At 40.2% G+C, this 12,567-nt stretch carries 10 protein-coding genes and 1 other RNA gene; 8 read left to right on the top strand and 3 right to left on the bottom strand.

Annotated features, from left to right (window positions below; translation table 11 throughout):
* Nucleotides 1–41: 41 nt before the first annotated feature.
* Together BQ7997_RS01370 and rnpB are read right to left on the bottom strand one after the other, a co-directional pair.
* Nucleotides 42–1,361, bottom strand: coding sequence for a YihY/virulence factor BrkB family protein (locus BQ7997_RS01370; protein WP_022136641.1), 1,320 nt, complete (start codon nucleotides 1,359–1,361; stop codon nucleotides 42–44).
* 22 nt (nucleotides 1,362–1,383) lie between these two features.
* Nucleotides 1,384–1,747, bottom strand: an RNA gene (rnpB, locus tag BQ7997_RS01365) — RNase P RNA component class A.
* 98 nt (nucleotides 1,748–1,845) lie between these two features.
* On the opposite strand from rnpB, the gene BQ7997_RS01360 reads away from it, so the two are divergent.
* The 6 genes from BQ7997_RS01360 (at nucleotide 1,846) to BQ7997_RS01335 (ending at nucleotide 8,201) form a co-directional block, all read left to right on the top strand.
* Complete coding sequence (locus tag BQ7997_RS01360) at nucleotides 1,846–2,832, top strand: C40 family peptidase (protein ID WP_073342816.1); 987 nt, start codon at nucleotides 1,846–1,848, stop codon at nucleotides 2,830–2,832.
* Between the two features lie 252 nt (nucleotides 2,833–3,084).
* Nucleotides 3,085–4,620, top strand: coding sequence for a trypsin-like peptidase domain-containing protein (locus BQ7997_RS01355; RefSeq protein ID WP_022136623.1), 1,536 nt, complete (start codon nucleotides 3,085–3,087; stop codon nucleotides 4,618–4,620).
* A gap of 182 nt (nucleotides 4,621–4,802) precedes the next feature.
* The gene (locus BQ7997_RS01350; protein ID WP_002561589.1) at nucleotides 4,803–5,663 is read left to right on the top strand and encodes a sigma-70 family RNA polymerase sigma factor; all 861 of its coding nucleotides are present in this window, start codon (nucleotides 4,803–4,805) and stop codon (nucleotides 5,661–5,663) included.
* 165 nt (nucleotides 5,664–5,828) lie between these two features.
* Nucleotides 5,829–6,449, top strand: a complete 621-nt coding sequence (locus tag BQ7997_RS01345; RefSeq protein ID WP_022136625.1) for a murein L,D-transpeptidase catalytic domain-containing protein — start codon at nucleotides 5,829–5,831, stop codon at nucleotides 6,447–6,449.
* Nucleotides 6,450–6,526: 77 nt separating this feature from the next.
* Nucleotides 6,527–6,928, top strand: a complete 402-nt coding sequence (locus BQ7997_RS01340; protein ID WP_022136626.1) for a hypothetical protein — start codon at nucleotides 6,527–6,529, stop codon at nucleotides 6,926–6,928.
* A gap of 88 nt (nucleotides 6,929–7,016) precedes the next feature.
* Nucleotides 7,017–8,201, top strand: coding sequence for a clostripain-related cysteine peptidase (locus tag BQ7997_RS01335; protein ID WP_073342813.1), 1,185 nt, complete (start codon nucleotides 7,017–7,019; stop codon nucleotides 8,199–8,201).
* Nucleotides 8,202–8,937: 736 nt separating this feature from the next.
* On the opposite strand, the gene BQ7997_RS01330 is transcribed toward BQ7997_RS01335, so the two are convergent.
* The gene (locus BQ7997_RS01330) at nucleotides 8,938–10,089 is read right to left on the bottom strand and encodes an ISAs1 family transposase (RefSeq protein ID WP_073342810.1); all 1,152 of its coding nucleotides are present in this window, start codon (nucleotides 10,087–10,089) and stop codon (nucleotides 8,938–8,940) included.
* 1,030 nt (nucleotides 10,090–11,119) lie between these two features.
* Between BQ7997_RS01330 and BQ7997_RS01325 the strand changes: the two genes are divergently transcribed.
* The gene (locus tag BQ7997_RS01325; protein WP_044657227.1) at nucleotides 11,120–11,461 is read left to right on the top strand and encodes a hypothetical protein; all 342 of its coding nucleotides are present in this window, start codon (nucleotides 11,120–11,122) and stop codon (nucleotides 11,459–11,461) included.
* Nucleotides 11,462–11,608: 147 nt separating this feature from the next.
* Nucleotides 11,609–12,567 (top strand): ATP-binding protein (locus BQ7997_RS01320; protein ID WP_159436736.1); only part of this gene is annotated, 959 nt, incomplete at its 3' end.

Below are 12,567 nucleotides of genomic sequence, written 5' to 3'. Positions count from 1 at the left end.
CATCTTCACGATTTAAGGCAGTGCTTCCTTATTCTTGCTTCTTATAAATCCTTCAGTAATACTTTACTTGCCTTTTTATAGTATTCCTCTCTGGATTCGGTCAGCACTTTCCATTCGTCACTGAATTCTTCGTCTTTATCAATCTTGAAATTCTCGGAGCCGTAGGTGTCCAGTCGGTCGAGCAGGATGGCTACGTTCAGTTGGTTAATATCCATTGACGGTTGGTAGCCTATTTCCTCGCTTTTTGTGTCGGTCACAACTTCATGTATCAAGTCTATCTCTTGTAATTGATAAAGTACCTGATTGGTGAGCCGGATCGGGATTTTATGTTCTTCCGATATTTCCGAAGCGGTATATGGCGGCTCGTTCTTTTCAAATCGTTTGGCGATGAGGGACATAATCAGAATAGAAATAAAGTCCCGGTAACGCCGGCTGATATTCCGGGTGTCCTGGTCGAAGCTGAAACTTTGGATATTCTGTCCGGCGTATGTCAGTTCTGCACCGAACAGGCAGATAGTCCAGGATATTTGCAGCCAAAGCAGGAACAAAGGCAAGGCGGCAAAGCTACCGTAAATGGCATTGTATTTTGATACGCCCACCTGGCTGCTGATATATAAGTATTGGAATATCTGATAAGCGGTTCCTGCCAGGATACCTGCAATGAATGCATGCTTGAATTTCACTTTGGTATTCGGCATAAAGATATAGAGTCCCGTGAACATCATCCAGGTCAGCACAAAAGGTATGAGCCGTATCAGGAATTTCATGATAGGAGCCAGTAGCACGAAGTCGTCCATTTGCTTGAGCATGGTACTTACAAAGATGGAAAGACCGCCGGAGACAACAATCAGAATCGGCATCAGCAGGAACATGGAGAAATAATCCGTAATCTTGCGATACATGGAACGTGCTTTCTTTACTTCCCAAATACGATTGAATGTGATTTCTATATTGCTGACCAGGTTGATGACCGTCCATAGTAACATCACCAAGCCTACACCGATGAAAAGGCCGCCTTTAGTTTGTGAGAGGTAGGAATCAACAAAAGAGAGAATTGCTTCCGTGGTTTCTATATTCCCACCGAAACCATTGCGGAACTGGTGTTCCATCAGATTGTCAAATCCGAATCCGCGTGCAATGGCGAACAAGATAGCCAGTATCGGCACAATGGCAAGCAGGGTGCTATATGTCAGAGCCGATGCTTTATTTGCCATCCGGTCTTTCGTAAACCGGTTGATACAGAGATAGATGGTCTTGATGATATTGTAGAGCGAGAACTTCGTTCTTGTCACTTCACCTTCCGTAATGCGCCAGATGTCATACGTGAGGAATTTCCATATATCAGTGATTTTCTTCTTCATGGCTCATAGTTTAAAAAAAAGAAAAAGCAGTCAGCCTATAAGCCGAGTTCTGTACCTTATATAAATAAGGTGCCTGTCATTTATCTGAGTGGCGTGTCACCACGACACTTTAGCGGTCTACCCTCCGACATGGAGCGAGCAACTCTCATAACGCCGGTTTACATGACCTTACAACTCCTAAGACGTACAGCCCGACATGTCACCATGCGGCTGGTGGGCTCTTACCCCACCTTCTCACCCTTACCTCTCCCCGAAAGGAGCGGCGGTTATTTTCTTCTACGTTACTCTACCCTCGCGGACAGCTTTCTGTTAGGAAGTAGGATGCTCTGTGTTGCCCGGACTTTCCTCCTGCACGCTGACGTACACGCGACAGACCGGCCAACTGCTTTAGACTGCAAAAGTACGTCATTTATTTTGTTTTAGCCAAAGAAAGTACCATAAATAGAAATAATTTCTACCTTTGCTATTCATAAAACGTGATTCGATGAAGAAAAATATCCTCTTTTTCTGTTGCTTGCCGGTGATTCTTGCCACAAGCCTGAAAGCACAGGAGATACGCCCCATGCCTGCTGATTCGGCCTATGGGGTAGTACATGTTTCTGTTTGCAATATGCGCGAAGAAGGTAAGTTTACCTCCGGCATGAGTACGCAGGCATTATTGGGAATGCCCGTCAAGGTGCTTCAATATACGGGCTGGTATGAGATTCAGACACCGGACGATTATACCGGATGGGTACACCGGATGGTAATCACTCCCATGTCCAAAGAACAATATAATGGATGGAACCGTGCGGAAAAGATTGTCGTGACCTCACATTACGGATTTACTTACGAGAAGCCGGATGAAAAATCACAACCCGTATCTGATGTCGTGGCAGGCAATCGTCTGAAATGGGAAGGAAATAAAGGACATTTCTATAAAGTGTCTTATCCGGACGGTCGGCAAGCCTATATCCCGAAATCTATCTCGCAGCCCGAAACCCAATGGAGAGCTTCCCTCAAACAAGATGTTGAAAGTATTATCGAAACGGCTTATACGATGATGGGAATCCCTTATCTATGGGCGGGAACTTCTTCGAAAGGGGTAGATTGCAGCGGTTTGGTTCGGACGGTGCTGTTCATGCACGATATTATTATTCCGAGAGACGCGTCGCAACAAGCGTATGTAGGCGAACGTATCGAAATTGCGCCTGATTTCTCCAATGTGCAACGCGGAGATTTGGTGTTCTTCGGCCGGAAAGCCACTGCCGGACAAAAGGAAGGAATCTCCCATGTGGGGATTTATCTCGGAGATAAGCAGTTTATCCATGCTTTGGGAGATGTGCATATCAGCAGTTTTGAACCTGCGGATAAGAACTATGATGAATTTAATACGGGACGTCTGCTTTTTGCTGTCCGTTTCCTGCCTTATATAAATAAGGAGAAGGGGATGAATACGACGGAACACAATCCCTATTATCTGCCGCGGTAACTCCTGCCCGGAATAGCTGTCATGAAAATCTAGTCTTACTGAATGAATGTCAGAGTGTTAATGACAACTGACATACAACGAATGTAAATTTGTCAGGTGCTGTCGTTAACCGCTGTTAAGCTCTAAATATTCTCTGTTAAAAGAGGACAAAAAAGAGTGACAAGTATAATAAGTGAACGATATTTGTTATTATTTTAACGTCGTAAAAGTTAAAACAATGTCGAATATTAACATTTTAAAGAATTATAAATCATGAAACAGACAACAAAGAACATTCTGGGAGTAGGAGCAATCGTTCTTCTTAGCTCAGGAGTTGCAGGATTGACAACCTACAAATTGTTGCAATCCAACCAGACTGCCACAGAAACATCTTTTAATGAGATGTTCAAGCAGAATCCCAATGTGAAATTGGCTGCTTTTGATGCTGTGAACGCTCAACCTATCGATTTGACCCAGGCTGCGGAAAACTCTCTTCATGCTGTTGTACATATAAGGTCTACCCAAGAAGCTAAAACAAGAACTGTTCAGCAGGCGCCGGACATTTTCGATTTCTTCTTCGGTGACGGACGCGGACAGCAACGTCAGATACAATCACAACCTCGTGTGGGTTTCGGTTCGGGAGTTATCATCTCAAAGGATGGCTATATCGTAACGAACAACCACGTAATTGATGGTGCTGACGAAATCAGCGTGAAGTTGAATGACAACCGTGAATTCAAAGGACGTGTCATTGGAACTGACCCAAGCACCGACCTTGCATTGGTGAAAATCGAAGGGGATGATTTCCCGACTATTCCGGTAGGAGACTCCGAAGCATTGAAAGTAGGAGAGTGGGTATTGGCAGTAGGTAACCCGTTCAATCTGAACTCTACCGTAACCGCAGGTATCGTAAGTGCAAAAGCACGTTCGTTGGGAGTGTATAGTGGTGGTATAGAATCATTTATCCAGACGGATGCCGCTATCAACCAAGGTAACAGTGGTGGTGCATTGGTCAATGCCAAAGGTGAATTGGTGGGTATCAACTCCGTGCTTTCTTCTCCGACAGGAGCATACGCTGGATATGGCTTCGCTATCCCGACCAGTATTATGACGAAAGTTATTGCCGACCTGAAACAATATGGAACTGTACAGCGTGCATTGCTCGGTATCCGTGGCGGCTCTATCGGTAGCAGCTTGATGGACGACCGTCAGCCGATTGACAAATCCGGTAAGACATTGGCGGATAAAGCCAAAGAACTGGGTGTCGTAGATGGCGTATGGGTTTCTGAAATCGTTGAAAACGGTTCTGCATCCGGTGCTGACATCAAGGTGGACGACGTAATTATCGGTCTGGACAACAAGAAAGTGTCCAATATGGCAGACTTGCAGGAAGCTATCGCTAAACATCGTCCGGGTGATAAGGTGAAAGTGAAACTGATGCGTGACAAGAAGGAAAAGACCGTCGAAGTAACGTTGAAGAACGAACAGGGTACTACCAAGATTGTGAAAGATGCAGGTATGGAAATCCTGGGAGCTGCTTTCAAAGAGTTGCCGGATGACGTGAAGAAGCAATTGAATTTGGGCTACGGTCTGCAAGTGACAGGAGTTTCTTCCGGTAAGATGTCAGACGCGGGAGTTCGCAAAGGATTCATCATCCTGAAAGCAAACGACCAGCCGATGCGTAAAGTCAGCGACCTTGAAGAAGTAATGAAAGCTGCTGTTAAATCACCGAACCAGGTATTGTTCCTGACAGGTGTGTTCCCGTCCGGTAAACGCGGATACTTCGCAGTTGACTTGACTCAGGAATAAGGTATAAAATAAGGTAATAAGATTCAGGATTAGCTAATGAAATAGAAAAAGGATGCCGACGGACAACTTGTCGGCATCTCTTTTTGTTTTATTAGTAGAAAAATTTAGTGTAAAAGTTACTTAATTTTGTATGTTAACAAATTATTTGTCGTAACTTTGCACTCCAAATCTGTTTTTAAAGAATGAGACAACTAAAGATTACCAAAAGTATCACTAACAGAGAGAGCGCTTCTCTTGACAAGTATTTGCAGGAAATCGGCCGTGAAGACCTGATTACTGTCGAGGAAGAAGTAGAACTCGCTCAACGCATTCGTAAGGGTGACCGTGTGGCATTAGAGAAACTGACACGTGCCAATCTTCGTTTCGTCGTATCTGTGGCCAAACAGTACCAGAACCAGGGTTTGAGTTTGCCTGACTTGATTAATGAAGGCAATTTAGGACTGATTAAGGCTGCCGAAAAGTTTGATGAAACACGTGGATTCAAGTTTATCAGCTACGCTGTATGGTGGATTCGTCAGTCTATTCTGCAAGCATTGGCAGAGCAGTCGCGTATTGTTCGTCTCCCGTTGAACCAGGTAGGTTCGCTGAATAAAATCAGCAAAGCCTTCTCGAAGTTCGAACAGGAAAACGAGCGGCGTCCGTCTCCTGAAGAGTTGGCAGACGAACTGGAAATCCCGGTTGATAAAATCTCTGATACACTGAAGGTGTCCGGCCGTCATATTTCGGTGGATGCGCCTTTCGTGGAAGGAGAAGACAACAGCCTGCTGGATGTGTTGGTGAACGATGACTCGCCTATGGCGGATCGTTCTCTTGTTAATGAGTCTCTTGCGAGGGAAATTGATAGAGCTCTTTCTACGTTAACCGATAGAGAAAAAGAAATCATTCAGATGTTTTTCGGTATCGGACAACAAGAAATGACGTTAGAGGAAATCGGCGATAAATTCGGCCTCACACGTGAGCGCGTTCGCCAGATTAAAGAAAAAGCAATTAGAAGACTTAGACAAAGTAATCGTAGTAAATTGCTCAAATCTTACTTGGGATAAGTAAGAAATATCAGTTTCTGAAAGAAAAAAGAACTTGAGTCGCATAAGTAGCACTTTTCATATAGAAGAATGTACTTATGCGGCTTTTTATTTTAAGTATCTTCTTTTAAGTGTCTTATTTGAAATATCATCTGTTGTTTCTGTTTTTAATACTATGGTGTCCTTATGAAGAAGTTTTTTTTAGTCCTGTCTATTCTTATCATTCTGGGAGTGGGGTGGGTGGCATACGGAAGATGTACTGCTTCTGAATCTGTCGTGCCTGCTAAAACCGAACAGCGCTTGCGGGAAAAGGCGCAGGTGGCAAAGGCTTATTGCTTGAAAAACGGATATAATACGAATTACTGTTTCCTGGTGGATTTCAGTATTCATTCGGGAAGAAGGCGGTTCTTTGTCTGGGATATGAAAGGGGATTCTATCAAATATGCCAGTCTGTGCGCGCATGGATACGGTAAGAACAGTACGGTTTCCAAACCTGTTTTCAGTAATGTGGAAGGGAGTTATTGCTCTTCTTTGGGGAAGTATAAGGTCGGCATACGTTCGTATAGTAAATGGGGAATCAATGTGCATTATAAACTGCATGGTCTGGAAGTGACGAATGACAATGCTTTCAAGCGCATCATCGTCCTTCATTCTTATTCGCCTATGCCCGAAACGGAAGTTTATCCGATGCATCTTCCGTTAGGTATCAGCCAAGGATGTCCTGTAATCTCCGATAATGTAATGAGGAAAGTAGATGCATTGCTCAAGGCGGAAAAGAAGCCTGTGCTGCTATGGGTCTATGACTAAGAAATGCTATTTCTTCAAGATAAATAGAGGATATCTCCTCTTTTTTGTTACCTTTGCCACAATTAAAATTATATGATATGAAATACGTAAAAATACTATTTGCCATTGCACTTGTGTTTACCATGTGCTCCGCTTTTTCTCTGAAAAAAGACCACTCTAAACCTGTTTATGCTTTTGGAATCTCTGCGTCATTTACTGACTCGGTTGTTTATTTCACGGATATTCAGATATTGGACAGTGCAAAAGTCAGCAAGGAAGGTTTCCTGGCTCATCGTGAATTGTATAGTTATCAGTTAAAGAATTATCTGGAAGATAATCAGTTGCAGCAGAATAGTACCTGCATGATTTACTTCTCGGAAAACAGAAAGAAACTGGAGAAGGAAGCAACGAAGATTCTGAATAAATATAAAAGGAATAAGAGAATAACGGTATCGAAGATTGAGTCGGAAAAATTCCACTTTACGAAACCGGAAGAATAATACTTGAATTGTTAATGTTAATATGGTAAGAGATGCAGTTTTGCATCTCTTATTTTTTTATCTTTGTCCCGTTAGTAATGAAAATATTATGAAAAAGATTAAAATATTATCCCTGTTTGTAGGGTTGTTGGCTATTTTATCTGCTTGTGGCGATGATGACGATACGCCTATTCCGGTAACCGTAAAAACAGTTCTCATGTATCTTGTTGCCGACAACAGTATAAGTGGTGATATATACAGTAATATAGCGTCAGTAGAGGAGGGATTGACCAAGGCTACATCTCCTGGTACATTTGTAATCTATTGGGACGGTGGGAGTAGGAAAAGCGAATTCCCAGATCCGACTTTATTTAAATATGAAGTGGATGGCAAGGGGAAAGTTAGTAAAAGAGAAGTAATAAAAACCTATAGTAGTCAGAATTCTGTGTCTAATGAAGTTATAAATAGGGTTCTGAAGGATGTAGAAGCTTATTGTCCTGCTGAAAAGTATAGTCTGATTTTTGGCTCTCATGCTACTGGATGGTTGCCGATAGATGATAGTAAAAGTCGTTCTTTTGGAGATGATAGTGGAGCTAAAATTAATATACCTGATTTATCGGTCGCTTTGAAGCAATCAGGTATTCATTTTGATTATATACTATTTGATGCTTGTTTAATGTCTCAAGTGGAGGTTGCTTATGAATTAAGAAATGTTGCTGATTATTTAATACTTTCCCCTACGGAGGTATGGGATAAAGGATTTCCCTATTTTAAAATGGTAAAATATTTGCTGGCTGCGGATAATGCGCAACAAAATGCAATAAATGTAGCGAAAGATTATGTTGATTTCTATAAAAATGAATGTACGGAACGTATTCCTTGGGCTACCATTGCCGTGATAAAAACGGATGAAATGCAAGCGTTGGCAAGTATAACTCATTCGATTATGGGACAGTATCAGGGGAATTTGACTAGGTTTGATAGTAATAAAATAAATTATTTTCAAACAAATTATGGTTATGGACGTTCTCCGCTAAATTATTCAACATATGATTTTCGAGCTTTTGTGCGTGAACTGACAAGTAACAATATTCCTCCTGCTTTTGAAGAACAACTGTCAAAGGTTATTGTTTATAAAGATTATGTGGATGATGCTGGTTTTGTGAATATAGATCCTGAGGTGTATTCAGGTATTGGTTGTTATATTCCGTACGAAAGTTTTTCAAAATGGAATGCTTATTTTAAGAATTTGCAATGGTATTCCGCAGCCGGATGGAATGAAACAGGTTGGTAACTGAATTGAAAAACACTTTATTATGAACACACAAAATCTTACTCCTATACAAGTATTATGCGCATGCAGTCTGTAAGGTATGAAACTCGGCCTTCGTTAATTTGGCAATTCTCTATATTGTTCAGTCCTGAAACGGGTAAAGCGTGCATTGTTTCTTTATTATTGAGCGTTCCCCCTGCCTTGATTCTCGAAAAAAGTTTATTCAGCGTATGACCTACTAAAAACGAATTTTGAATTCATTTCTCATGTTCTCATAGCTTGAGTGACAACTGTCTGTAAATAAGCGATATAACTGAATGAGAAATGAAATCAGAAACGGCATTTCTCATTGTTTTCCTACCATTTTACTTTAAAAATCATGTATTTATCATACTTCTTTCAACCATTTCTCATAGGCTTTGGCCTTATCCTCATGGATTTTTCTCTTTTTTATCGCATTTCTCATCCATTATCCTTATATTTCTTTTCTGATTTTGCCTGATTCAATGTTCTTCTTTTCTTTGGCTTTTTCGTCAGTCAACCCATCGCCCTTTTGCCAGCTCCCTGTCAATTTTCTGCTAATGCCCTGCTAACTTTTTGCCAATACCCTGTCAACTTCTTATCAACTCCCTATCAACTTCCTGTGTTTTATAGCTTGTTTTTATGTCGTTCACCTGTTGTCTCTATGTTTTTGATTAATCATTGCTATGTTTTTCTATTGCCATCTGTCTTGTTCCATTCGAGCAGGGCAGACGCATTAAAAATTATTTTCCTGTAAAAGTTGTGACAAATAGTTTTCATCCCATCCTGCTTTTAGTCTTTTCAGATTCATACTTCCTTTTGTTGTTTTATCCTTCTTTAGTATGGTAAGCGCCATCTTTGTTGCCACCGAAAAGTTTCTGGCTGCATTTTTCACCTTTTTACTGTAGTCTTCCCGAAAGGTAACATCCAGTTGCCAATGGAGATTATTCTCAATAGACCAATGCTGCCTGATGGCAGATGCAATCTCCTCCGGTTTGGTATTATCAAGTGAAGTTACATAGTATCTGACCTCTTGAGTATATTCTCCTGTTGATACTATTGTTCTCTCCGACTTTATCCCTACAATAGACTTCAACCCCACAAGTTTCTTCTTAAACATTTTTTCTATTATAGAACCATAACTGACTACAGTACAGGTTCTTTTCTCAATTCTTCCATGTCCGGTATTTTCCGACACATGCCTGGTGACTCTATTGATTATTTCATCTCTATCCCGATAATCGTCAATGATTTGTTTAGCTAGTTGATAATTTTTTTTCTTATTCTCCTTTATAGCTATAATATAATTTGCATCACGTTCAATAATGGTCCGGGTTATATCTTTCTGGCATCCCATCGCATCAATTGTAACAATACAACCACTTAGTTCCAAAGAGTTAATCAACAATGGAATAGCTGTAATCTCATTGCTTTTATCATCTACTTTTACCTGGCCCAAAGAAATTCCATTAGCGGCAGACCAGGCGGAAACCATCCATAATTTGAATCCTTCTTTTCCCGTAGTATGCTCTCCATCACATTGGCTTGGACCACGCATGAGCTTGCCATCTATAGCTACAACGCCTTTCACCTCCTGACAGACTTGTTTTACCCAATTACGAAAGATCAACTCAAAATACTCAGGTTTTATTATACTGAAGAATCTATTAAAAGTATCATGACTGGGGATGAACTCCAGGTCAGGTATGCGACTTTTGAAAAAAGCAATTTTCGCATTGCCAAATTCCTCAATCTCATTCCAGGATTGGGCGCCACAGATTACAGCAGCAATGGATATATAGATAATGGTTTCCATTTTATGTACTTTTCTGCGGTTCATCCTAGGATCTTCTATTTGTTTACAAAGGTCAATTATACCAATTTTCATGTTAGTTTATGTTTTAAAATATCTTATAAAGATAAGAAAAATAGTCGACATAAACAAACGATAATACATTAATAATCAATAATATAGCAAAGAAATAACAAATAAGAATATAGTAATAAATATAATGCGTCTGCCCTGTCCATTCGAGTGAACAGCTTTTTTCACTCGAGTGGCTAAGCCTGTGCACTAGAGTAAACAAGCCTGTCCACTTTAGTGCAACGATAGAAATGCTTATAGAAAAATATGCGTATATCGCTTTCTATCCTCTTGATAACTGCTTGGTAATATGTAACTAAGCGGTATCCTCTTTGCTGTTTGCCTTGAGTCCGATTATTATTTTATGGTCTTTAAGTTTTGCCACAGATATTTTATTGAACGGTCATCCATACCTTTTTCAAGTGTATAATAAATGTTTTAGATTGTTCAAATCGGGTTCCTACTGTTTTAGGCACAATGAGAAATGATTTAAATAAGGATGAGAAATACATGATTTTTAAGGTGAAATGATAGGAAAACTATGAGAAATACCGTTTCTGATTTTATTTCTCATAGTACTATATTGTTGATTAATAAATAGTTGTCATGTAAGCAATGAGAATATGAGAAATGATTTTTAAAATCGTTTCTAGAGTAGCTAATTTTTTTAGAAGAATCAAATAAATTAGCTTGAAGTGCTTATTTCTTAGTCAATATTGTTTGCTTGCTAAATATAAATTGCTACTTTTGTCGTAGTTTACTTTCGAGCGAAGAAAGTAAGTTTTTTGATAATTTTATTGAGAACGGTTATTTGTTGCATTCAATCATAAAAATCCGCTAATTTTTTACCAGTGAATGGCGATAGGTGACAGGTCTCGCGCACATTTGTATATATCTTTGCTATATACTCAATTGGGCGTGGGACTATCACTTATGTTCACTGGGGGTCTTAGCGGATACCTATGATTGACATAAGCAGATAGTTCCTGCGCTCTCTCTTTTTATATATAAACCTTCGTACCATCGGGAACTGATACGGCAAATTATTTAAAATATGTACGGATACTTTAATCGAATCATTGTTCAGTTGACCCAGCACCCTGTTATGAATAAGCCTCTTTCTGATTTAACTTATACGCAATGTGAACAAGCATATGCGTTGATAAAGGAATTGATAGAATTGTCTGTAGAAGACGATTATACTCTAGTGGACTATCTTCAAATGGCTCGTCTCGAGTATTGTCTTGGCGAGTTGTCTTGTAGGATAAACAGTGATAGGGAAGATGCTGCCCTTCATTATGGTGGTGCTCTTCATTTGTTAGAGAAAGGCGGCTTTGATCTTGATTTAAAGAAATGGGTTGAGCTTGTAAGTTTACGTATGGAGAAAGAGGAGTGAGAAGGGATTCTCTTTGCAAGCTTTGAGTTTTCAGGCAAATATGCAGAATGAATTACGGAAAAGAATCTTTTAACTTGCCATGGTGAAGAGTTCTATTAAAAATATATATCTTTGCATGACAGGTGTTTTTTTATAAAAGCAGAGAATATGAGCAATAAAATATATCCTATCGGTATTCAGAATTTTGAAAAGATTCGTAATGACGGTTATTTCTATATTGATAAAACGGCATTGATGTATCAAATGGTAAAAACCGGAAGCTATTACTTCCTGAGTCGTCCGCGGCGTTTCGGAAAGAGTCTGCTCATCTCTACCTTAGAGGCTTACTTCCAAGGAAAAAAGGAACTGTTTGAAGGACTGGCAGTAGAGAAATTGGAAAAGGATTGGGTAAAATATCCTATATTGCATCTGGATCTTAATATCGAAAAGTATGATACGTCGGAAAGTCTGGATAAAATATTGAATGATAACCTTGAATATTGGGAAAGCCAATATGGTACCCGTCCGTCCGAGACATCCTTTTCTCTGCGCTTTGCCGGTATCATTCAGCGTGCTTGCGAAAAGACGGGGCAACGTGTAGTTATTCTGGTAGATGAGTATGACAAACCTATGCTGCAAGCCATTGGTAATGAAGAGCTCCAAAAACAATTCCGAAATACCTTGAAGCCATTTTATGGAGCTTTGAAAACGAAGGACGGTTGCATTAAGTTTGCCCTGCTTACCGGTGTAACAAAGTTTGGCAAAGTCAGTGTGTTCAGTGACCTGAACAATCTGGATGATATTTCAATGTGGAATGAGTATGTCGAAATTTGTGGTGTCAGTGAACGTGAAATCCACGAAAATCTGGAAGCAGAACTCCATGAATTTGCAGCAGCGCGAGGAATAACGTATGATGAACTCTGTGAGGAACTGAGAAAGTCTTATGACGGCTACCATTTTACACACAATTCTATAGGTATGTACAATCCGTTCAGCCTGCTTAATGCTTTCAAACGCAAGGAGTTCGGCAGTTATTGGTTTGAAACGGGCACGCCTACCTATCTGGTGAAATTACTTAAAAAACATCATTATGACCTGGAGCGGATGGCTCATGAAGAAACCGATGC

This window comes from Bacteroides congonensis, from assembly GCF_900130125.1.
In the GTDB taxonomy this organism is placed as follows: domain Bacteria; phylum Bacteroidota; class Bacteroidia; order Bacteroidales; family Bacteroidaceae; genus Bacteroides; species Bacteroides congonensis.
Note: the sequence above shows the minus strand (reverse complement) of the source record. Positions and strands in the feature narration are given on the sequence as shown.